General features: G+C 68.9%; 22 protein-coding genes and 1 pseudogene. 7 read left to right on the forward strand and 16 right to left on the reverse strand.

Annotation, left to right across the window (positions count from 1 at the left end):
• The 4 genes from galK to BG28_RS02315 all read right to left on the reverse strand — a co-directional run.
• Positions 1-1,093 (reverse strand): galactokinase (gene galK / locus BG28_RS02300; protein WP_036473861.1); only part of this gene is annotated, 1,093 nt, incomplete at its 3' end.
• Entirely contained in the window at positions 1,090-2,088 is a 999-nt protein-coding gene (gene galE / locus BG28_RS02305; protein ID WP_051500855.1) for a UDP-glucose 4-epimerase GalE, read from the reverse strand. The genes galK and galE, both read right to left, overlap by 4 nt.
• Positions 2,085-3,305: a galactose-1-phosphate uridylyltransferase gene (galT, locus tag BG28_RS02310; protein ID WP_235180936.1), complete on the reverse strand. Its 1,221-nt coding sequence runs from the start codon at positions 3,303-3,305 to the stop codon at positions 2,085-2,087. The genes galE and galT overlap by 4 nt, the downstream gene beginning before the upstream one ends.
• On the reverse strand, positions 3,302-4,141 hold the full coding sequence (locus BG28_RS02315) for a DeoR/GlpR family DNA-binding transcription regulator (protein ID WP_036473863.1): 840 nt from the start codon (positions 4,139-4,141) through the stop codon (positions 3,302-3,304). The genes galT and BG28_RS02315 overlap by 4 nt, the downstream gene beginning before the upstream one ends.
• A 124-nt stretch (positions 4,142-4,265) precedes the next feature.
• Between BG28_RS02315 and dapB the strand changes: the two genes are divergently transcribed.
• Both dapB and BG28_RS02325 read left to right on the forward strand, forming a co-directional pair.
• Positions 4,266-5,027 (forward strand): 4-hydroxy-tetrahydrodipicolinate reductase, encoded by a 762-nt coding sequence (dapB, locus tag BG28_RS02320; RefSeq protein WP_036473865.1) that lies wholly within the window; start codon positions 4,266-4,268, stop codon positions 5,025-5,027.
• A gap of 5 nt (positions 5,028-5,032) precedes the next feature.
• Positions 5,033-5,485 carry a hypothetical protein gene (locus tag BG28_RS02325; RefSeq protein WP_036473867.1) on the forward strand — a complete coding sequence of 151 codons (453 nt, stop codon included), beginning with the start codon at positions 5,033-5,035 and terminating at the stop codon, positions 5,483-5,485.
• Positions 5,486-5,556: 71 nt separating this feature from the next.
• On the opposite strand, the pseudogene BG28_RS02330 reads toward BG28_RS02325, so the two are convergent.
• The 8 genes and pseudogenes from BG28_RS02330 to glp all read right to left on the reverse strand — a co-directional run bounded on the left by BG28_RS02330 (position 5,557) and on the right by glp (position 12,370).
• A pseudogene (locus BG28_RS02330) lies at positions 5,557-7,082 on the reverse strand (tripartite tricarboxylate transporter permease).
• A gap of 19 nt (positions 7,083-7,101) precedes the next feature.
• Positions 7,102-7,524 (reverse strand): tripartite tricarboxylate transporter TctB family protein, encoded by a 423-nt coding sequence (locus BG28_RS16045; protein ID WP_235180944.1) that lies wholly within the window; start codon positions 7,522-7,524, stop codon positions 7,102-7,104.
• The gene (locus BG28_RS02340; RefSeq protein WP_051500856.1) at positions 7,431-8,585 is read right to left on the reverse strand and encodes a tripartite tricarboxylate transporter substrate binding protein; all 1,155 of its coding nucleotides are present in this window, start codon (positions 8,583-8,585) and stop codon (positions 7,431-7,433) included. Before BG28_RS02340 ends, BG28_RS16045 begins: the two co-directional genes overlap by 94 nt.
• Positions 8,586-8,691: 106 nt before the next feature.
• Positions 8,692-9,432 carry a GntR family transcriptional regulator gene (locus BG28_RS02345; protein WP_084479344.1) on the reverse strand — a complete coding sequence of 247 codons (741 nt, stop codon included), beginning with the start codon at positions 9,430-9,432 and terminating at the stop codon, positions 8,692-8,694.
• A 97-nt stretch (positions 9,433-9,529) separates the two neighbouring features.
• Positions 9,530-10,018, reverse strand: a complete 489-nt coding sequence (locus BG28_RS02350; protein WP_084479345.1) for a molybdenum cofactor biosynthesis protein MoaE — start codon at positions 10,016-10,018, stop codon at positions 9,530-9,532.
• The gene (locus BG28_RS02355) at positions 10,015-10,620 is read right to left on the reverse strand and encodes a MogA/MoaB family molybdenum cofactor biosynthesis protein (protein WP_084479346.1); all 606 of its coding nucleotides are present in this window, start codon (positions 10,618-10,620) and stop codon (positions 10,015-10,017) included. The genes BG28_RS02350 and BG28_RS02355 overlap by 4 nt, the downstream gene beginning before the upstream one ends.
• Complete coding sequence (gene moaC / locus BG28_RS02360; protein WP_036473872.1) at positions 10,617-11,159, reverse strand: cyclic pyranopterin monophosphate synthase MoaC; 543 nt, start codon at positions 11,157-11,159, stop codon at positions 10,617-10,619. The genes BG28_RS02355 and moaC overlap by 4 nt, the downstream gene beginning before the upstream one ends.
• Positions 11,156-12,370, reverse strand: a complete 1,215-nt coding sequence (gene glp / locus BG28_RS02365) for a gephyrin-like molybdotransferase Glp (protein ID WP_235180945.1) — start codon at positions 12,368-12,370, stop codon at positions 11,156-11,158. Before glp ends, moaC begins: the two co-directional genes overlap by 4 nt.
• A 286-nt stretch (positions 12,371-12,656) precedes the next feature.
• Here glp and moaA point away from each other — a divergent pair, with 286 nt between their 5' ends.
• The 3 genes from moaA (at position 12,657) to BG28_RS02380 (ending at position 14,664) form a co-directional block, all read left to right on the forward strand.
• The gene (moaA, locus tag BG28_RS02370) at positions 12,657-13,814 is read left to right on the forward strand and encodes a GTP 3',8-cyclase MoaA (protein WP_084479383.1); all 1,158 of its coding nucleotides are present in this window, start codon (positions 12,657-12,659) and stop codon (positions 13,812-13,814) included.
• 5 nt (positions 13,815-13,819) lie between these two features.
• Positions 13,820-14,221 (forward strand): MoaD/ThiS family protein, encoded by a 402-nt coding sequence (locus BG28_RS02375; protein ID WP_036473875.1) that lies wholly within the window; start codon positions 13,820-13,822, stop codon positions 14,219-14,221.
• Positions 14,222-14,283: 62 nt separating this feature from the next.
• On the forward strand, positions 14,284-14,664 hold the full coding sequence (locus BG28_RS02380) for a nuclear transport factor 2 family protein (RefSeq protein ID WP_133726159.1): 381 nt from the start codon (positions 14,284-14,286) through the stop codon (positions 14,662-14,664).
• A gap of 62 nt (positions 14,665-14,726) precedes the next feature.
• On the opposite strand, the gene BG28_RS14115 is transcribed toward BG28_RS02380, so the two are convergent.
• From BG28_RS14115 to BG28_RS02395, 3 genes are all read right to left on the reverse strand, one after another.
• Positions 14,727-15,242 carry a hypothetical protein gene (locus BG28_RS14115; RefSeq protein ID WP_051500860.1) on the reverse strand — a complete coding sequence of 172 codons (516 nt, stop codon included), beginning with the start codon at positions 15,240-15,242 and terminating at the stop codon, positions 14,727-14,729.
• A 39-nt stretch (positions 15,243-15,281) separates the two neighbouring features.
• Entirely contained in the window at positions 15,282-16,583 is a 1,302-nt protein-coding gene (locus tag BG28_RS02390; RefSeq protein WP_036473877.1) for a pitrilysin family protein, read from the reverse strand.
• Positions 16,584-16,740: 157 nt separating this feature from the next.
• Positions 16,741-17,172, reverse strand: coding sequence for an Lrp/AsnC family transcriptional regulator (locus BG28_RS02395; protein WP_036473879.1), 432 nt, complete (start codon positions 17,170-17,172; stop codon positions 16,741-16,743).
• Positions 17,173-17,319: 147 nt separating this feature from the next.
• On the opposite strand from BG28_RS02395, the gene BG28_RS02400 reads away from it, so the two are divergent.
• Positions 17,320-18,348, forward strand: a complete 1,029-nt coding sequence (locus tag BG28_RS02400; RefSeq protein WP_036473880.1) for an ornithine cyclodeaminase — start codon at positions 17,320-17,322, stop codon at positions 18,346-18,348.
• A gap of 6 nt (positions 18,349-18,354) precedes the next feature.
• A complete protein-coding gene (ctlX, locus tag BG28_RS02405; protein WP_200869280.1) occupies positions 18,355-19,377 on the forward strand; it encodes a citrulline utilization hydrolase CtlX in 1,023 nt (340 codons plus the stop codon).
• Positions 19,378-19,481: 104 nt separating this feature from the next.
• Here ctlX and BG28_RS02410 read toward each other — a convergent pair whose 3' ends face one another.
• Complete coding sequence (locus BG28_RS02410; RefSeq protein WP_235180937.1) at positions 19,482-20,087, reverse strand: hypothetical protein; 606 nt, start codon at positions 20,085-20,087, stop codon at positions 19,482-19,484.
• Positions 20,088-20,251 lie beyond the last annotated feature (164 nt).

The raw sequence follows: 20,251 nt of genomic DNA on the forward strand, positions 1-20,251 counted from the left end.
CGTGGATCAGCGCGATCACGCAGCCGCCGAAGCCGCCGCCCACCTGCCGGGCGCCCAGCGCGGGCGCCACGTCGCCCGAGGCCGGCAGCCTGAGCAGCGTCTCCACCATCGTGTCGGTCTCCTCCACGGTGATCTCGAAATCGTCCCGCGCGGAGGCGTGGGCGGCGGAGAGGATCTCGCCGAGCTGGGCGTAGGCCCCGGTGCGCAGCGCCTCCCGGGCCGCGAGCACCCGCGCGTTCTCGGTGAGCACGTGCCGGACCCGACGCAGGGTGACCTCATCGGTGAGCCGTGCCGGCAGATCCTCGGGCGCGACGTCGTCGTCGGTGAGCTCGCGCAGACTCGTGACCCCCAGCATTCTTGAGCCGGCCTCGCACTGGGCTCGGCGGGCGGCGTACTCCCCGTCCACCAGTCGGTGCTCGGCGCGGGAGTCCAGGACCAGCAGCGCCAGATCGTCCTGGGCCAGGGTGAACGGGACCTGTTCCGTGCTCATGCTCCGGGTGTCCAGCAGCAGCGCATGCTCGGCCTCGGCCGCGACCGCCGTCATCTGGTCCATGATCCCGCAGGGCATGCCCACGAAGTCGTTCTCCGCGTGCTGAGCCAGCCGGGCCAGCTCTGCGGCGGGCAGCACGACGCCGGCGATCTCGGTGGCGGCCAGCGCCACCGAGCATTCCAGGGCGGCGGAGGAGGAGAGTCCGGCGCCCACGGGGACGTTGGAGTCGACGAGCAGATCCATGCCGGGAAGCCGGTGCCCGGCCTGCTCCAGGGACCAGAGCACCCCGGCGGCATAGCTGGCCCAGCCTTCGACGACGCCCGGAGCCAGTCCGTCCAGGCTGAACTCTGCGGTCTCACCGTTGAGCAGCGAGCGCACATGGACCATGCGGTCCTCACGGGCCGCGGCGGCCACCTCGCTGACCTGGGGCAGCGCGAAGGGCAGCACGTAGCCACCGTTGTAGTCGGTGTGCTCCCCGATCAGGTTGACTCGGCCGGGGGCAGCCCAGATCCCGGCGGCGGGCCTGCCATAGACGGCGTGGAAACGCTCGGCGAGCCCTTCGAGCGCATCGCGCCCCTCGCGCCCATCGCGCCCGGGGCTCATGCCGGGTCTCCTGAGGCCTGGGGACGGGTACTCGGGTTCGGGGTCCTGACCTCGTGTCCCAGTGCGGCCCAGGCGTCGGCGACCATATCGCGGACATCTCTGGTGGGGCTCCAGCCCAGACGTTTCAGCGCGCGGGCGCCGGAGGCGACCAGCACCGCCGGGTCTCCGGCGCGGCGGGGCTCCTCCACCGCAGGGACCTCCGCGCCGGTGACCTCGCGGACGGCGTCGATCACCTGGCGCACCGAGGTGCCGGTGCCGGTGCCGAGGTTGTAGATCTCATGGGCCCCCGGCTCTGCGGCCGCCAACGCCCGCAGGTGCGCCTCGGCGAGGTCGAGCACGTGGATGTAGTCACGCACCGCGGTGCCGTCCTCGGTGGGATAGTCGGTGCCGAAGATGCTGGCCGACTCCTTCTCCCCGGCGGCGACCTTGAGCAGGTTCGGGATCAGGTGGGTCTCCGGGTCGTGGCGCTCGCGCAGGTCTCCCGAGGCCCCGGCCACGTTGAAGTAGCGCAGGCTGATCGCGGCCAGGCCGTGGGCACGGGCCTCGGCGGTGAGCATGTGATCGATGGCCAGCTTCGAGGCGCCGTAGGGGTTGGTCGGCATCGTCGGATCGGATTCGGCGATGCTGGCCCCTGCCGGCTCGCCGTAGACCGCGGCGGTGGAGGAGAACACCAGTCGGCGGACCCCTGCGGAGCGCATCGCGTCGAGCAGCGCCAGGGTGGCCACGATGTTGCCGTGCCAGTAGCGCTCCGGGTGGCTCACCGACTCCCCCACCAGGGAACGCGCGGCCAGGTGGACCACGCCGTCGAAGCTGGCGTCCAGGATCTGACCGACCTCGAGCAGCTCGGCCTGGTGCCAGCGCGCCCCGTCCAGGACCGAGTCGGCGTGGCCCGTGCTGAGGTTGTCCAGGACCTCCACGGTGTGGCCCTCGGCGAGCAGCCGCTGGACCACCACGGATCCGATATACCCGGCACCGCCGGTGACCAGCAGCTTCATCGTGTCTCCTCTGTGTCTGTGGGTGTTGCCGACCCTGATTCTGCCGTCTGCGGCCCGATCGCCACCAGTCGGCGTGCCGTCTCTTCCGGGGCGATGTCATTGATGAACACGCCCATGCCGGATTCGGAGCCTGCCAGGTACTTCAACTTGTTCTGCGCCCGGCGGATCGAGAACAGCTGCAGGTGCAGCCGCATCAGTCCTGGTTCGGCCGAGGCCGGAGCCTGCTGCCAGCCGGAGATATAGGGCAGGGGCCCGTCGAAGAGTGCATCGCCGCGGCGCAGCAGGTCCAGGTAGAGCGCGGCGAAATCGTCGCGTTCGGCGTCGGTGAGCTCGGGCAGCCGCTGGACCGCGCGGTGCGGGTAGATGTGAAGCTCCACCGGCCAGCGCGCCCAGGCTGGGACGAACGCGGTCCAGTGTTCGGTGCGCGCCACGATCCGGCGACCGTCGGCGACCTCGCCGGCCAGGATCTCGGTGAAGAGATCGGCGCCCCGGCGAGCGCGGAAGTCCGCGGCGGAGTCCAGCAGGGTGCGGGTGCGCGGGGTGATGAAGGGGTAGCCGTAGATCTGCCCGTGCGGGTGGTTCAGCGTCACCCCGATCTCCTCGCCGCGGTTCTCGAAGCAGTAGACCTGTTCGACGCCGGGCTCGGCGAGCATCGCGGCGGTGCGGTCCGCCCAGGCGTCCAGCACCGTGCGCATCCGCCTGAGGCTGACCTGTGCCAGCGCGGAGCTGTGCTGATCGGTGAAGCAGACCACCTCGCACCGGCCGGAGCCGGGCTGGCGCAGCCCGGCGGTCTCCTGCGCCGCCGTCGTCGTGCTCAGCAGGTCCTCCGGGATCGGGATGTCGCCGCGGAAGGAGGGGAACCGGTTCTCGAAGACCACGACGTCGTACTGGTCCTGTGGGACCTCGGTGGCGCGCTCCGGGGTGGAGGGGCACAGCGGACATTCCTCGGTGGCGGGCAGGTGGGTGCGGTGCTGCCGGGCGGCGGCGATGGCCACCCATTCACGCAGCAGCGGGTCATAGCGCATCTCGTTTCCGCCCACCGGACGGGAGATCTCGCGACGGTCCTGGACGGTGCGTCGGCGGGGCGCATCGTCGAAGAAGAAGATCTCCCGGCCGTCGGCGAGCTGGGCGCGGGTGCGCTGCGCCGCCGGCATGCCGGGGGCGGCAGCCGGCACCTCGCAGGAGGGTCGCTGCGCTGCGCTGTCGGTGGTGGTCATCGGGGACTCCTGGTCTCGGTGGGCTCAGCGAGGATCAGCGACTCGAGCCGCTCGCGCAGCGCCTCGGCCGCGGCATCCTCGAGCCCGGTATCGGTGATCAGCGTGGGGATCTGCTCCAGCTCGGCGAAGGTGCCCAGCGCGGTGGTGTTCCATTTGCTGTGATCGGCCAGCGCGACGGCGCGCGGTGCGGTCCCCAGCCAGGTGCGGTTGGTCTCAGCCTCCTCCAGATTCGGCGTGGTGTATCCGGCATCCAGCGCGAAGCCGTGGGCGCCGAGGAAGACCAGGTCCAGGTGCAGGGATCGCAGCGCCTGGTTCGCGATCGGGCCGACCAGAGCATCCGAGGGCGTGCGCACGCCCCCGGTGAGGATGACCGTCTGGTCTGTGGCCGCCCCGTCGACCAGCGCCTGATCGGCGCGGCGGTGGAAGATCTCCGCGATGCGCGGGGAGTTGGTGACCACGGTGAGCTCGGCGATCCCGCGCAGCTGGTGGGCAAGCGCCCAGGTGGTCGTGCCGGCGGAGAGGCCGATGGACATCCCCGGCTGCACCAGAAGCGCGGCGGCCGCGGCGATGGCCTGCTTCTCGGCCCGGGACTGGGCGGACTTCGCTTGAAAACCCGGCTCTTCGGTGCGTCGCGCGGAGAAGCCGGTGGAGGACCCGTCCGGGGTCACGGCCCCGCCGTGGACCTTGGCGATCAGTCCGTGGGCGGCAAGGTGGTCCAGGTCCCGGCGGATGGTCATGTCCGAGACCTCGAAGCGTGCGGCGAGTTCACTGACGCTCACCGCCCCCGAGGCGTCGAGCAGTGAGACGATCCCGGTGCGGCGCTGGGCTGCCAGCATGGACTTCCCCCTGTCGCGTCGACCTGTCACTCATATTCAAACACAAGTACACACTTTCCAACACTCCCGGACCCGCCTCGGAGCAGGACACCGGGTCCGGCGGGGTGAGCGATAGGCTGGGCAGATGAGCACAGCAGAGATTCGAGTCGCCGTCCTCGGCGCAGGCGGACGCATGGGCACCGAGGCCGTTCAGGCCGTGCAGAACGCGCCGGACATGGAGCTGGTCGCCGCGCTGGGCCGTGAGGCCGAGCTGCCAGAGCTGCTCTCCGCAGGCGCCACCCATGTGGTGGACCTGACCGTTCCGGAGTCCACCGAGGCCAATGTGCGCTTCGCCGTGGAGCATGGCCTCCACGCCGTGGTCGGCACCACCGGGTGGGACGCCGCGAAGCTGCAGTCGCTGGAGCAGCTGCTGGCCCAGCACACCTCCGTCGGGGTGTTGATCGCCCCGAACTTCGCACTGGGCTCGGTGCTGGCCACCGCCTTCGCCGCCAAGGCCGCGCAGTACTTCGACTCCGCAGAGATCATCGAGCTGCACCACCCGAAGAAGGTCGACGCCCCCTCCGGCACCGCGGTGCGCACCGCGGAGCTGATGGGCCAGGCGCGGGAGGCCGCCGACGTCGGCCCCTCCCCCGATGCCACCGAGACCGCTCTGGACGGTGCCCGCGGCGCAGAGGTCGCCGGGATCCACGTGCATTCGGTGCGGCTGCGCGGGCTCGTCGCGCACCAGGAGGTGCTGCTGGGCTCCACCGGTGAGCAGCTGAGCATCCGCCACGACTCCTTCGACCGGGCCTCCTTCATGCCCGGCGTGCTGCTGGGACTGCGCACCGTGGGCTCACGCCCCGGGCTGACCCACGGGCTCGACGGCTACCTGGATCTGGGGCTGTAAACCGGATGAAGACGAAGTTCTGGACCGGACTGGTCATCGTCCTGCTCAGCATCATGTTGGTCGGCGCTGGGGCCTCCGCCTGGCGGTTCCTGCGGGTCGATGACCTCGCCGCGCAGCTCATCGGCGGCGGCGCGATGCTGATCGTGATCCTCGGGGTCTGGGTGCTGGCCCGCGAGCTGCTCTTCGGCATCGGCACCGAGCGGCTGGGCCGGAAGCTGGAGACCGAGGGTGGACTGCCCGAGGACACCGTGGAGCGCTCCGCCGGAGGCCGGGCGAACCGCGCCCAGGCCGATGAGCAGTTCAAGATCTACGCCGCCGAGGCCGAGGCCGCCCCGGAAGACTGGCGCTCCTGGTTCCGGCTCTCCATCGCCTATGACATCGCCGGGGATCGCACCCGGGCCCGGAAGAACATGCGCAAGGCCATCGCGATGGAGAAGTCCGACCGCGCAGGCCGGTAGGTGCCGACTCGGCTCCTCCACGGCGAGGGCGCGGCCGGTGACTCTGTGCCCCGGGCCGCGCCTCGGATCCGCTACACCGGCACCGGCTCCTTGGCCTCGGTGGAGATCTTCCTGCCCCGGTGCGCCTTATAGAGGCTGAACCCGATCGATCCCACCGCGAGGATCAGGAACGTAAGCGAGATCGGCCGGGTGACGAAGGTGCTCAGCGAGTCGCTGAGCTGCAGAGCGCGCAACAGCTCTTCTTCCAGGGTCGCCCCGAGGATCAGTCCCAGGATCATCGGACCCAGCGGCACGCTCAGCTTCACCAGCAGGAATCCGATGATCCCGAAGCCGACGACGACCCAGATGTCGAAGATCCGGTTGTTCATCGCGAAGGACCCGACCGCGGTGAGCACCAGGATGCAGGGCACCAGGATCGCCTTGGGCACCAGAGTGACCCGGGCGAGGAACGGCAGCAGCAGGGTCTGCACCACCAGCACGCACAGCGCTGCGATCACGATCGAGAGGTAGATCGAGTTCACCAGCACCGGTTGGCGCTCGAAGAGCCCCGGACCGGGCGCGATGCCGTGCAGGATCAGGGCTCCCATCATCACGGCCTGCGCCACGTCCCCGGGGATGCCCAGGGTGATGGTCGGGATGAACGCACCGCCGGCCACTGCGTTGTTCGAGGACTCCGAGGCGACGATCCCGCCCGGGTGTCCCTTGCCGTAGTTCTCCGGGTCGCGCTTCTCTGCCTTCTTGGCGCGGTCGTAGCTGATGAAGTTCGCCGACTCCGCTCCGGCGGCCGGGAGGGTGCCGATGAACGTGCCCACCATGGAGGACCGCACCACGTTGCGCTTCTCCCGCCACATATCTCCGATGACCTGGGCGTAGGGAACCCGGATCTTCGGCGCCCCGGTGCCCGCGGCGGGACGGGTGTCCAACCGGGACTCCTCGACGTTGACCAGCAGCTGGGAGACCGCGAAGAGACCGATCAGCACCGGGATCGCGCTGAGTCCCCCGGAGAGCTGGGGATTGTCGAAGTTGAACCGCATCTGTCCGGCAGGGGCAACGCCGATCGTGCTGATCAGCAGGCCCAGGCAGGCCGCTATCAGGCCCTTGACCAGGTGTTTGCCGCTGAGACCGGCCACCAGCGTCAGCGCGAAGAGCACCAGCGAGAAGACCTCCCAGGGCCCGAAGTTCAACGTGAAGCGCCCGATGATCGGTCCCACCAGGAACAGCACGGCGGCGCCGATCAGCGTGCCGATCACCGAGGAGGCGATGCCGATCCCCAGCGCCCGAGCTGGCTCCCCCGCCTTGGCCATGGGGTACCCGTCATAGATGGTCACCACCGAGGACGGGGTTCCGGGGATGCCGAGCAGGATGCCGGCGATCAGACCTCCGGAGAGCCCACCGATGTAGATGCCGATCATCAGGCAAGGCCCTGGACCGGTCCCATGGCGAAGGTGAACGGGAACGCCAGCACCAGAGCCATGGTGAAGGTGAAGCCGGGGATCGCTCCGGCGATGATCCCGACGAAGACGCCGATCAGGATCGTGAGCAGGGTCAGCGGCGCGGCGACCTCGCCGGCGGCGGCGAGCAGACCTAGTTCCATCATGTGAGTGAGTCCTGTTCCCCTACGGCAGCACAGTGCGCAGGACGTTTTCGAACACCCAGTTGAGGGTGAAGGGCAACAGCGTGGCCAGCGCCAGGCTGGCGATGAGGACCGGTTTGGAGTACTCCCGGATCAGCAGGGCGAACCCGCCGAGCAGAAAGATCGTCGAGCTGAGCACGAAGCCGGTGAGCCCCAGCAGTCCCACGTAACCGGCGAGCATCGCCACCATGGCGGGGACCCGCCAGTGCACCTTGAGGAAGCGTCCGAAGCCCGCGAAGCTCACGGCCTGTTCCGCGGCCACGAAGCTGCGGACCAGCAGGATTGCGGTGAGTCCGAAGATCAGTCCGAGGATCACCCGCGGGAAGAAGGCCGGGCCGAGGGCTGCGCCGCCGGTGGGGCCGGGCAGCTCCGTGGTCTGGGACCAGAAGGCGCCGACGAGCACCACCAGGGCCAGGCAGAAGAGACGGTCAGCCATGCGAGCTCCTCTGCAGAGCGCGAGGCCTCATGCTCAGAATTCCTGCATCTGATCGGCCAGCTGTTCCATCGAGGAGTCCAGCTCGTCGATGTGGGACTGGTAGTCCTCAGAGTCCATGAAGTTCGGGTAGGACCCGAGCTCCTCGACACGCTCCTGGAACTCCTCCTCCGCGAAGGCCGCCTCGAAGGCGTCCTGCAGGACCTCGATGTGCTCGGCAGGCGTGCCTCCGGGGCGAGGAAGCCGCGGTCCACGGTGAGGGTGAAGTCGATGCCCTGCTCCGAGACGGTGGGCACATCCGGCAGCTGCGGGTCTCGGTCCTCGTTGACCACGCCCAGCGGGATCAGCGATCCGTCTTCGATGTAGCCCTCGCCGGAGGCGTAGTCTCCGGTCATGCCATCGACCTCGCCGGCGATCAGCGCCGCGTACTGCGGGCCGGTGCCGTTGTAGTTCACGTAGTTCAGCGAGGTGGGGTCGATCCCCGCGGCGTCGAGGATGGCGGCGACCGTGTAGTGGTCTTCTGAGCCAGTGGTGAAGGCCCAGGTCACCTCGCCCGGGTTCGCTTCGACGTGGTCGAGGAAGCCCTGGAGGTCCTCGATGCCGTGCTCCTGCGCGAAGTCGGCGCTCACCGAGGGCAGGTGCGGGGTCGCGGTGCCCAGGGCGATCGGCTCGAAGGCGTCGAAGCCGTAGTCCACGATGTTGGTGTGGAACGCGGCGGCGGTCACCTGGTGGGTGCCCAGGATCGTGTAGCCGTCGGCGGTGGAGTCTTTGACCTGGCGTGAGCCCACGGTGGCCGAGGCGCCCTCGACGTTGATCGGGACGATGTTCTCTCCCAGGTGCTCCTCGGCGTATTCGGCCATGAGCCGGAAGAGCACGTCGGAGCCGCCGCCGGGCGGGTAGGGAATGACCATCTCGACCGGGGCGCTGGGGAACCCCTCTTCGGCGGCGCCCGCCTCGGCGGTGTCGCCGCAGGAGCTCAGCGCCAGGGTGCCGATGGCCAGAGTGCCGATGATCAGGTGCGGGTTCTTCTTCACGGGGTTCTCCTCAGGTGGGTGGTGGGGTGCGAGTCAGCAGGTCCGTGCAGGTGGTGCGGCGGAGCGGGGGATCTCAGCGGTGCAGGTCGGTGAGCGTGGTCAACGGTCAGGCCCAGTGGGCGACGGTGTCGGTGGGGGCGGTTCCGGCGAATCCGTGGGCGGGCTTCTTGTGCAGGGCACGGGCCAGAGCCGCGTGACGGGAGCTGGTGATGTGCTCAGTCATGGCGGTCTCTGCGTCGTGATATTTCTGCAGTTTGAGCAGATCGAGGATCTGTAGGTGCTGCTCCGCGGCGAGGGCCAGGCGGTCGGAGGCCATGTAGCCGTACATGCGCAGGGCGCGGATGCGGTCGTTGACGTGGACCAGGACCGAGACGAGCGCCGGTTCTCCGGCGGCCTCGAGCACGCTGCAGTGGAACGCCTCGTCCAGGGCGACCATCTGGGGTGCAGGCTCGGGCAGGTCGGCGCGCAGCTGCTGCCATTGGGTCGAGAGCGCGGCGAGCAGGTCGGTGTCGTATTCCGCCGGGCCGTGGGCGACTCGTCGGATGCCCTGCAGCTCCAGGGCGAGGCGAGCCTCGTAGAGGCCTCCGAGGGCATCGGGGGTCGGCAGCACGAGCCCGAAGCCGTTGCTGTGCCGCTGCAGCAGCCCCTCGGCCACGAGCCGGGCGATGCTCTCGCGCACGGGGGTTCGGGAGACGGCGAATTCCGAGGCCACGGATTTCTCGGTCAGTCGGTCCCAGGGTGAGACCTGACCGGCTCGGATCGCCGTGCGCAGCGCCGCGTAGACCCGGTCCGCCGCGGGCAGCGCGTTGGCCTCCGTATTCGGGTCTGTCGACACGTCTGTATACATGCTGACAACGCTAGGAGGGTCGTGTTTCCCTCGGGTTGCCCGGGGTTACGCGACGATTACTGCGGTGATGCGTTTGGATGACCGTCTCCGCACAGCGCTAGAGACCGACCCATTCCTTGCTGCCGTCGGCGAAGAACTGCTCTTTCCAGATCGGGACCTGCTGCTTGGTCGCTTCGACCAGCTCCGCGCAGGCCTGGAACGCCTCGGCGCGGTGGGCGGAGGCCACAGCGGCGACCAGTGCATGGTCCCCGATGCCCAGCTCACCGACCCGGTGCGCCACCCAGACCCGCACGGTGGGGAACCGGGCGGCGACATCCACCGCGACCTGGGCGATCGCCTCGGCGGCGGAGGGGTGCGCGGTGTAGCTGAGCCGGTGCACCGGCTGGCCCTGGTCGTGGTTGCGCACGATCCCGGAGAAGCCGACGACGGCGCCGGCCCGCTCCGCCCAGACCTCTGCCTCCGCCTCGGCGGGACTCAGCGGCTCATCGCTGAGCCGGGCCAGGATCACCCGCTCCTGGGGAAACTCGAAGGGCTCCTCGGCGGCGAAGCCTGCCTGGTTGAGCTCCTGGGGTGTCTCGGAACTCATTCCTCGCCGCCCCAGGCCTCGTGGTCGCGGATGTCGGCGACCTGGTCGCACAGGTGGGGCAGCAGCTCGATGAGCACCTCCATGCCTTCTCGCACGGCTTTTGGAGAGCCGGGCAGATTCACGATGACAGTCTTGCCGGTGACCCCGGCGACGCCGCGGCTGAGCGAGGCCCGCGGGTTCTTGGTCCGGCCGTGGGCGCGCACGGCCTCCATCACGCCGGGAATCTCTTTGTCCAGCAGCGGCTTGGTGAACTCGGGGGTCATGTCATCGGGGGTGAGCCCGGTGCCTCCAGAGGTGATGATCACTGCGGGCTCGATCTGCACCAGCAGCTCGGAGAGTGCCGCGAGGACCCCCTCCCCGTCGGGGATCAGCACCGGGGGGCGGGCGAAGAAGCCGATCTTGCGCGCGAACTCCGCGATCACTGGCGCGGAGCGGTCCTCGGTGACCCCGGTGGCCGCCCGGGTGGAGACGATCACCGGAGCAATCATGCGGGCGGTCTCGGCGTCGGAGTAGTCGGTCTCGCCGAGGTCTGGCAGCTCAGCGCCGGAGGCGTCCTCGGTGTGGCTCTGCTCGGGCGGGGTGGCGTGCGGGGTGTCGGTCATCGAGTCTCCGTCTCAGTCCTGGACCATGCTCCGCTGGCGCCGCCGGTCTTGAACAGCACCATCTGATTTGTGATCACGGCGCCTTTGTCCACGGCTTTGATCATGTCGTACAGAGTCAACGCCGCCACGGTGGCCGCCGTCAATGCTTCGATCTCCACGCCGGTGCGTGAGGTGGTCTTGACCTCAGTGGTGATCCGCACCGAACCAGGGGCCGGGGAATCGACATCGAGGTCCACGGTGACCTTCGCGACCGGCAGCGGGTGGCACAGCGGGATCAGCTCAGGCGTCTTCTTCGCGGCCATGATTCCGGCGATCCGTGCGGTGGCCAGCGCGTCACCCTTGGGCAGCCCGTCCCTGGCCAGCAGCGCGGTGACTTCGGCGGTGGTGTTGACCACGGCTTGCGCCCGGGCCACCCGCTGGGTGACCTCCTTGCCGGAGACGTCGACCATATGCGCGCTGCCGTCGCCGCGGACGTGGGTCAGTCGGCGCCCCGCGCTCTGGCCGGGCTGCTCCGTGTCCCGCGTGGGCTGATCGCTCATCGGGTCCCGACCCCGCGACCGGTGATCAGCACAGCCTGCCGCTCGGAGCCGGCCGGGATCTCGACATCGTCCTCCGGCAGCTCCAGCAGTGCATCGGCCCGTGCCAGGTGGCCCAGCAGGTGTGAACCGGGACCGCCCTCGAGCGCCACGGTGGGCACCGCGCCGGCCTCGGCGGCGGCGTCCTCGAGGATCCGCACCCGGCGGAACTGCCGGACGCCCGGCGGAGAGCTGATGTCTTCGGTGGTGCGCACGGTGATCCGACGCGGCGGAGCACAGTTGGGGTCCACCGCGGCCAGCGCCGGGCGGACCAGGGTCTCCATGCTCACGGCGGAGGAGACCGGGTTGCCCGGCAGCGCGATGACCGCGATCGGTGCCCGGGCGTCGTCGCTCTGGGCGCGCCAGTGCAGCAGCCCACGGCCTTCGAGGTCCCCTTCCAGCCGGCCCCAGCCCTGCGGACCACCTGGCTGCTGCGCGACGACGCCGAAGGAGATCCCGCGTCGCCCGAGACCTTGGCGGACCACCTCGTAGGCGCCCTTGCTGATGCCCCCGGCGGTGATGATCAGGTGCGGGTGATGCACGGCGACCAGCGCATCCAGCGCCTCGAGGAACCAGGCCGGATCATCGGTGCCGATCCGGGAGGTCTCCACCCGATGCCCGAAGGTCTCCAGCACCGCGCCGAGCAGCGGAGTGTCGGCGTCGTAGAGCTGGCCGGGGCGCAGCTCGGAGCCGGGGCGGCGGATCTCATCACCGGTGGAGACCACCAGGGTGCGGATCGGCTCCAGCACGCTGATCTCGGAGAAGCCGCAGGCTGCGAGCACCGCGAGCTGGGCGGGGCTGATCACGTCACCGGGTTCGGCCAGGAGGGCGCCGGCTTCGATGTCGGAGCCCACCGCCCGGATGTAGCGGCCGCGGACCACGTCAGCCTCGGTGAGCCCGGTGAACCGAACCTCTTTGGCACCGAAGCCCTGGGTGAACTCGACAGGGATGATCAGATCGGCCCCTGCCGGGACCGGGGCTCCGGTCATCACCTCGAAGGCGGCGCCCAGGGGCAGCAGTCCGGGCTCCTGGCCGGCGGCGGTGGTGCCGGCCACCGGCAGGGTGGCTGCGCCGTCGCGCACGGTGAGGTCGGCGGCGCGCAGCGCGAAGCCGTCCATCTGGGAGTTGTCGAAACCGGGCAGGGGAACCTCGGAGACGAGTCGCTCCGCGACGATCCGGCCGGCGACTCCCCCGGAAGAGACCTCTACGGTCTCGGCGGCACGGGCGCCAGCGCGGCGCCGAGCACCTCTTTGAGTCGGCTGATGTGCTCTTCGACGGGTACGCGGGGGGTGGTCTCTGACATGGCTCCCAGTCTACGCAGTGGCTCTGACATCTCCTTATGACAGGCCGCGGGGCTACGATGGCCAGATGCAGCAGTTTTCAGCTGACCACTCCCCCGCACGAGGTGACTCGAGCAGCGACCCGCTGCGCGCGGGTGCCTCCACCCCGGTCTCGCTGGGCATGCCCGGCCTGCCTTCGCAGCAGAAAACCTCCGGTCTGCGCGCTCCGGGTCCTGACGGCTCGCCCGGAGGGGCTTCCGCGGACACCAGCGGCGCCGATCCGGCCCGCGGGCTGACGGACTCCTTCGGCCGACGCGCCACGGACCTGCGAATCTCGTTGATCGACAAGTGCAATCTGCGCTGCACCTACTGCATGCCCGCCGAGGGGCTCCCCTGGCTGAGCAAGGATCAGCTCCTCTCGGCCGAGGAGATCCGCCGGCTGGTGCACATCGGGGTCAACACCCTCGGTGTCCGCGAACTCCGGCTCACCGGCGGCGAGCCACTGGTCCGGGCCGATCTGGTCGACATCATCGCGGCGCTGCGCGCGGACCATCCGGAGCTGCCCATCGCGATGACCACCAACGCCATCGGGCTCGAGCGCAAGGCCGCGGCCCTGGCAGAGGCCGGGCTGACCCGGGTGAACATCTCACTGGATTCGGTGCACCGGGAGACCTTCGCCCAGCTGACCCGCCGAGACTCCCTGGACAAGGTGCTGATCGGGGTCGAGGCCGCCGCCGCGGCCGGACTGACCCCGCTGAAGATCAATGCCGTGCTGATGCGCGGGATCAACGACGTCCACGCCGCAGACCTGCTGGCCTGGTCGATCGAGCGCGGCTTCGAGCTGCGCTTCATCGAACAGATGCCGTTGGACGGGGACCAGCAGTGGAACAAGGAAGGCACCATCTCCGCTGCAGAGACCCGGGAGCTGCTCTCGGCGCGGTTCGTGCTGACCCCCACACCGGAGAACCGCGACGGGGCACCGGCGGAACGCTTCGACGTCTACCCGCTGGGCACCAGCGCGGAGGCGATCCTGGGCGGGCTGGCCGGCGAGCCGCTGGGCCGGGTCGGCGTGATCGCCTCGGTGACCGAGCCGTTCTGCGCGGACTGCCGACGCACCCGACTCACCGCCGAGGGCCGGGTGATGAGCTGCCTGTTCTCCAACGAGGAGTTCGACCTGATGCACCTGCTGCGGAACCCGGCCACCACTGACTCCGAGATCGCCCAGGCCTGGGCCGAAGCGATGTGGCTCAAGCCCGCGGCCCACGGCACCGACCGGCCCGGCTTCGATCTGGCCAGCTTCCACCGCCCTGACCGCTCCATGTCCGCCATCGGAGGCTGAACCAGATGCCCGAGATCTCCGCCGCGCCGACCCCTGCGCCGATCCATGTCCGGTTCTTCGCCGCCGCCGCCGAAGCGGCCGGGGCGCAGGAGCTGAGGCTGCCGGTCCCGGCAGAAGGAATAGCCGTCATGGAGCTGCTGGCGGACCTGCCGCGGATGGTCCGGGAGCAGGGCTCAAGCCCCGGCCCTGCTGCCGACTCCGCCGCCGGTGACGCCGATCGCAACCCTGACGAGCGCCCCGAGCGCCACTCCGACCACAACTCCGACGACGGCGCGGCGACGCTCAGCCTGGAGCGGGTCTGCGCGCGCAGCTCGGTCCTGATCAATGGGGTCAGGGCCCGGACGGAGACCTCCCGAGTGCGTCCCGGAGATCAGCTCGACGTGCTTCCGCCCTTCGCCGGCGGCTGACCGAAGCATCTGGGGCCGCGAGCCGCTGACATGCCACAGGACCGTCGAGTAGATTCCGGGGCATGATCAGGACGCCGATGGAGACGGTTCTGGCGCAGTTCGCGGCCTACCGAGTCGGAGACCGACGGGCAGCCCGAATGCTGCTCAGCGATGACATGACCTTCACCTCGCCGCAGGATGACCACGTGGACAAGTCCACCTTCCTCGACACCTGCTTCCCCACCGCAGAGCGGTTCCTGCGTCAGGAGATCACGACGGTGCTGGAGATCGAACCCGGCACGGTGATGCTGCGCTACATCGCGCAGCTGCGGAACCAGCAGCCCTTCAGCAACGTGGAGATCATGAAGGTGGTCGACGGACAGATCACTGAGATCGAGGTCTACTTCGGCGGGCTCGAAGCAATTGGGGCTGCGCAGAGCCGGATCTGGTCCGGGCCGCACTGAACGCGCGGACCACAGGGGATCAGGCGCGGGCCAGCGGGTCAGCGGGTCAGCGCACGAGCAGGTCAGCGGGTCAGCTCGACCTCGGTCAGCGGCACGACCTCACGCTCGCCCAGCGGCTCGTCGAGCTCGATGACCAGTGCGACGTAGCGGGCCTCCTGGGTGCAGGCGGAGTCGATCGCATCGGGCAGCGTGCCTGAGATGGTGGCCACCCGAACCTGGGTATCGGTCTCTTCCACCACCGAGCGCACGCCATAGCAGGCGGGGTTGCCGCTGTAGAAGGCCACCTGCAGCTCAGCCTCTGAGGCGCTGCTATATTCCTGCCAGCTGGAGAGGTGCTCGGACACCAGCTCCGAGGTCTCATGCACCGGAGTGGGGTTCATCTCGGGGCCGTCACCGCCATCGCCGTCGAGACCTTCCTCCGGGGAGGTCGCCGCAGGACCGCTGGTGGACCGATCACCAGGACTCTCGGACCCGATAGGACCTGAGTCTCCGGCGCAGGCCGTCAGGAGCACCAGGCCGAGCATCACGACCACGGCGCCGGCGCGTCGGGCCTCACCGTGGCTATGCCTGCCGTGCATGAGGCCCCCTCGGTCTGGACTGCAGCATCACCCTCCGGTTCAGGCGGGCCCGACCACCGTGACAGCTCGCGGTGAGTCGGCCAGCCTGGCGGCGACCTTGCGCACGTCCTCGGCGGTGATCGCGTCGATCTGGTGCAGCGTGTCCGAGATGTCGACGAACTCCCCGCGCACCAGCTCCGCGCGGCCCAGCCGAGACATCCGCGAGGAGGTCTCCTCCATGCCCAGCACGGTGCCGCCGCGCAGCTGACCCTTGGCGCGGGTCAGCTCCTCGGCACTGACATGGTCGGTGGCGATCCGGTCGAGCTCAGCGGCCATGACCTCGGTGACCTTGGCGACCTTGTTCGGCAGGCAGCCGGCGTAGAGCCCGAAATAGCCGGCGTCGGTCATCGCCGAGGAGAAGGAGTATGTGGAATAGGCCAGCCCGCGGCGCTCCCGGACCTCTTGGAAGAGCCGGGAGGACATGCCGCCGCCGAGCACCGCGTGCATCACCGAGAGCGCGAAGCGGTCCTCGTCCGAGGCGGCCATGCCGCGTCCGCCGAGGATCACCTGGGACTGCTCCACCGGTTTGATGATGGTCTCGGTGCCGGCACGGACCGGGATCTCGGTCTCTTGTCCGACCCTGCGCTGCGCCGGCGAGCCGGGGACGCTCATGTCCCAGGAGGACTTCTCCAGCGCCTCGGCGATGAGGGAGACCACGTGGTCGTGGTCGAGGCCACCGGCGGCGGTAATGACCAGCTCATCGGGGCGGTACCAGCGCTGGTAGTGGTTGAAGACATCCTCGCGGCTGGCGGCGTTGATCTCTGCGGGGGTGCCGCCAATGGGGCGGCCCAGCGGGTGGCCGTCGAGGACCTGGGAGCCGAACCGCTCGTGGACCACATCCTCGGGATCATCCTCGGCCATGGCGAGCTCTTCGAGGATCACCCCGCGCTCGATCTCCATCTCGGCCGGGTCCAGCAACGCGGAGGTGACGATGTCGGTGAGCACATCAACGGCCATGGGCAGATCGGTGTCCAGCACCCGGGCGTAGTAGCAGGTGTGCTCCTTGCCGGTCAGCGCGTTGGACTCACCGCCCACGCTGTCGAAGGCCGAGGCGATCTCCAGCGAGGAACGGGTCTTGGTGCCCTTGAAAAGCAGGTGCTCCAGGAAGTGGGTGGAACCGTGCTGATGGGCGGCCTCGTCGCGGGAGCCCACCCCGATCCAGAACCCCAGGGTGACCGAGCGCTGGCCCGGCATCTCCTCGGTGAGCACCCGCACCCCGGCGGGGAGCACGGAGCGGCGGACGGTGGAGCCAGCGTCGTTGTTCAGGACGCCTTCGGTGTGAGGATCAATGGTGACGCGCATAGGCCCCCAGGTTACCCGGCGAGTTGAAGAATCCGGCACCTACGTAGCCGCCGGATAACTCAACTGCCCGGGAGGGACGGCGGGAGCACAACGAAGGCGGCGCCGGTTCGGCTCCCAGCGCGCGGCGACCGCACGATCCCCGCACAGGCTCCGGCTCTCAGCGGACCACCGAGCTCAGAAGCAGGCTGGTCTCGCTGTTGACCACGCCTTTGATCCCGCGCACCCGGCGCAGCACCTCGTCGAAGTCGCGCAGATGCTCGCAGGAGATCTCCGCAACCAGGTCCCAGCCGCCGTTGGTGGTGTGCAGCGCCATGATCTCGGGGAAGCCGCGCAGCTCGGCGATCACGTGATCGGTGGTGCGTCCGACCACTTCGATGAAGGAGATCGCGCGGACCTCGCCGGTCTCGTTGTGATCGTGGACCCGCACGCTGAAGCCCACGATCACCCCCTGGGCTTTGAGCTTCTCGATCCTGCTGGTCACTGTGGCGCGGGCGACTCCGAGCTGTTCGGCGAGCGCCGCCACCGGGGCGCGGCCGTCCTTGCGCAGCGCGGAGATCAGGCGGCGGTCGAGATCGGTGAGTCGCGGCATGTACATCATGCTAACTGCACCCTGACAAACTGCCACCTGATCGCCCCGAATTTCAACACAAATGCTCTTACATGTGCACATCGAGATCTCTAGTCTGAGACTCATCAACCTGGCACGATTCACGCACCACCCCTGAAGGAGCTTCTGATGACGCAGTTCGTCGACGTCGGCAACATGGCCCGCTGGATCCAGCGCGAGGGTGTCGAGCACCTGATGACCGAGATGATCGCTTACCTCGAGGATGACTTCCGCCGCTGGGAGAGCTTCGACAAGATCCCGCGCATCGCCAGCCACACCCCGTTCGGCGTGATCGAGCTGATGCCGACCTCGGACCTGGAGACCTACGCCTTCAAGTACGTCAACGGACATCCCCTGAACCCGTCTCGCGGCTTCCAGACCGTGACCGCCTTCGGCATGCTCGCCGACGTGGACAACGGCTACCCCACGTTCCTCGCCGAGATGACGCTGCTGACCGCGCTGCGCACCGCCGCGACCTCGGCGATGACCGCGAAGGCCTTGGCCCGTCCGGACTCGGAACGGATGGCGCTGATCGGCGCGGGCTCCCAGGCCGAGTTCCAGGCGCTGGCGATCCGTTCCGCGCTGGGCATCGAGGACCTGCAGGTCTTCGACGTGGATCCGGCCGCGATGGAGAAGCTGCGCCGGAACCTGGAGCCGCTCGGCTTCCGGGTCACCCTGGCATCATCCACCAGCGAGGCCGTCGCGGGCGCCGACATCATCACCACCTGCACCGCGGACAAGGCGCAGAACACCATCCTGGGCTCTGCGCAGATCTCCCCCGGCGTGCACATCAACGCCGTGGGCGGAGACTGCCCGGGCAAGACCGAGCTCGACGCCGAGATCCTGCGCCGCGGCCGGGTCTTCGTGGAGTACCCGGAACAGACCCGGATCGAGGGTGAGATCCAGCAGATGGAGCCTGATTTCCCAGTGGTCGAGTTCTGGCAGGTGCTCACCGGGGCCGAGGCCGGGCGGCAGTCCGCCGAGCAGATCACGATCTTCGACTCGGTGGGTTTCGCGATTGCTGACCTCTCGGCGCTGCGCTTCGTCCGTGATGCCACTGCCGGCACCGATCTGCAGACCTCGCTGGACCTGGTCGCAGATCCCGAGGACCCGAAGGACCTGTTCTCCCTGGTCAGCTCGATGAAGCCGGTGGGGTGATCCTCCATGACTGAAGTGCTTGAGGCCCCAGCGGGGCGACTCAACATGGGACCGCGCAGGGAGGCGGGTGCTTCGGCCGCCGGTTTGGTGACCGAGCAGGCCCCCTCTCGGGTGGTGTTGGTCCGACCGCACCACTTCACACCGAATCCCGAGACGGCGGCGGACAACAGCTTCCAGCAGCGCATCCTCCACGCGCTGTTGCCCTCAGCCGCCCGGGATGCCTCCCGTGCAGTAGCTGCCGCGGCCTATGCCGAGGTCACCGAGCTCGGGCGCACCCTGGGAAGTCTGGGCATCGGAGTGGACCTCTTCGATGACTCCTCCGCAGAGACGCCGGACAGCGTGTTCCCGAACAACTGGTTCAGCACCCATCCCGATGGCACGGTCACGCTGTACCCGATGTACGCGGAGAACCGCCGGGCCGAGCGGCGCGAGGACATTCTTGCGCACCTACAGGAGACCCACCGAGTCCGCCGGGTGGTGGACTACTCCTCGGCGGAACGCTTCGGGGAGTACCTCGAGGGCACCGGTTCGATGGTGCTGGATCACCGCGAGCGCCTGGCCTACGCCTGCCGCTCCCGGCGGCTCTCCGGTGGACTCTTCGCTGAGTTCTGCCGGGACTTCGGCTATACCCCGGTGCTCTTCGACGCCACCGACGGCGACGGGGTGCCGGTGTACCACACCAACGTCATGATGTCCGTGGGCACCGACCTCGCCCTGATCAGCAGCGCGATGATCCGCGACGTCTCCCAGCGCGAGCACGTGCTCGAGGTGCTGCGTGATTCCGGCCGGACCGTGGTGGGGCTCAGCGAATCCCAGGTCAACCGTTTCGCCGGAAACTGCCTGGAACTTGCCGGGCCCGGCGGACGCTACCTGGTGCTCTCCACCACGGCCGAGGCGAGCCTGACGGATGAGCAGCGGGAGACGATCTCGGCACACTGCACGTTGGTGCCGGTGGAGGTCTCCACCCTTGAAGCCGCCGGCGGGTCGGTGCGCTGCATGATCGCCGGCAACCACCTCCCCCTCCGCTGACCCTCCCGGGCAGTTGAATTCTCCGATCGCTGCGTATGGAGCGGCGAACTCAACTGCCAGGGAAGGTCGTGCGCCGAGGGCCGATGCCGCCGCGGCGCCTGGACTCAGTCCCCCAGCCAGTTGCCGTTGGCGTCGTACTGGTCGGCGAAGATCTTCGGTGGAGTGTCACCGGGTTCAAGGGTGACTGGGCCGTTGCAGCCCCAGTCGACGGCATTGCGGCAGGAGCCGGAGACGTTGCGTGCGGCGACTCGCCAAATATCCGCCTGCCCCGGTGAGGCCTGGACATCTACCGAGCCCGGGATCACGATCCAGGGTCCGCCGCCGACTCGATACTCCCCGACGAACGTCGTGGCCAGACTGACCGGGAAGCGCCCGGTCTCGGTGTAGACGTGACTCGTGAGAGTTTCCTGGTTGGTCTTCACCACAGTCTCGCCCTGCCAGCTCTCGGGCATTGGTTCTCCGGGCTCGTATGTGGCGCGACTGGCACCATCGCCGTAGTTCCATTGGAAGCTCTGCGGATTCACGCGGATCTCCACGGGGATGCCGAGAAGCGTCTGGTTCAGGGTCTGCGTCTCGACGTCCGCGAACATATGCGTGTGCCGGTTCCGGTAGCCGAAACCGAGGAGATCAGGTTCAAATTCGACGGAGCCCCCGGCGATGGGGAGGGTTACGAAAGCTTCTTCTACAGCACCGGGTAAGAGGGCCATCATGTCGACGGCCTCCTCCTCCTCGTTTTCGACTTCTTCAGGCAGCGCCTCAACCACAGCTTCGCTTACTTCGGCTTCTGGAAGGCAAGCGAACCCTTGCCCTCCCGTTTCCGCGTCAGGCAGTGCGGTCAGTTGGCCCTCACCCTCCGCGATACAAGTGCGATCGA

The organism is Nesterenkonia sp. AN1, from assembly GCF_000582475.1.
Lineage (GTDB): Bacteria > Actinomycetota > Actinomycetes > Actinomycetales > Micrococcaceae > Nesterenkonia > Nesterenkonia aurantiaca.

Bases quoted from the DNA above. Each gene is read 5' to 3' on its own strand.
- BG28_RS14115 (WP_051500860.1), bottom strand. From the start codon at position 15,242: ATGCACGGCAGGCATAGCCACGGTGAGGCCCGACGCGCCGGCGCCGTG.
- BG28_RS02325 (WP_036473867.1), top strand. From the start codon at position 5,033: ATGAAGACGAAGTTCTGGACCGGACTGGTCATCGTCCTGCTCAGCATC.
- BG28_RS02410 (WP_235180937.1), bottom strand. From the start codon at position 20,087: ATGATGGCCCTCTTACCCGGTGCTGTAGAAGAAGCTTTCGTAACCCTC.
- BG28_RS02400 (WP_036473880.1), top strand. From the start codon at position 17,320: ATGACGCAGTTCGTCGACGTCGGCAACATGGCCCGCTGGATCCAGCGC.
- galE (WP_051500855.1), bottom strand. From the start codon at position 2,088: ATGAAGCTGCTGGTCACCGGCGGTGCCGGGTATATCGGATCCGTGGTG.
- BG28_RS02395 (WP_036473879.1), bottom strand. From the start codon at position 17,172: ATGCCGCGACTCACCGATCTCGACCGCCGCCTGATCTCCGCGCTGCGC.
- moaC (WP_036473872.1), bottom strand. From the start codon at position 11,159: ATGAGCGATCAGCCCACGCGGGACACGGAGCAGCCCGGCCAGAGCGCG.
- BG28_RS02345 (WP_084479344.1), bottom strand. From the start codon at position 9,432: ATGTATACAGACGTGTCGACAGACCCGAATACGGAGGCCAACGCGCTG.
- BG28_RS02355 (WP_084479346.1), bottom strand. From the start codon at position 10,620: ATGACCGACACCCCGCACGCCACCCCGCCCGAGCAGAGCCACACCGAG.
- BG28_RS02375 (WP_036473875.1), top strand. From the start codon at position 13,820: ATGCCCGAGATCTCCGCCGCGCCGACCCCTGCGCCGATCCATGTCCGG.
- BG28_RS02350 (WP_084479345.1), bottom strand. From the start codon at position 10,018: ATGAGTTCCGAGACACCCCAGGAGCTCAACCAGGCAGGCTTCGCCGCC.
- moaA (WP_084479383.1), top strand. From the start codon at position 12,657: ATGCCCGGCCTGCCTTCGCAGCAGAAAACCTCCGGTCTGCGCGCTCCG.
- ctlX (WP_200869280.1), top strand. From the start codon at position 18,355: ATGACTGAAGTGCTTGAGGCCCCAGCGGGGCGACTCAACATGGGACCG.
- BG28_RS02315 (WP_036473863.1), bottom strand. From the start codon at position 4,141: ATGCTGGCAGCCCAGCGCCGCACCGGGATCGTCTCACTGCTCGACGCC.
- BG28_RS02380 (WP_133726159.1), top strand. From the start codon at position 14,284: ATGATCAGGACGCCGATGGAGACGGTTCTGGCGCAGTTCGCGGCCTAC.
- BG28_RS02390 (WP_036473877.1), bottom strand. From the start codon at position 16,583: ATGCGCGTCACCATTGATCCTCACACCGAAGGCGTCCTGAACAACGAC.
- dapB (WP_036473865.1), top strand. From the start codon at position 4,266: ATGAGCACAGCAGAGATTCGAGTCGCCGTCCTCGGCGCAGGCGGACGC.
- galT (WP_235180936.1), bottom strand. From the start codon at position 3,305: ATGACCACCACCGACAGCGCAGCGCAGCGACCCTCCTGCGAGGTGCCG.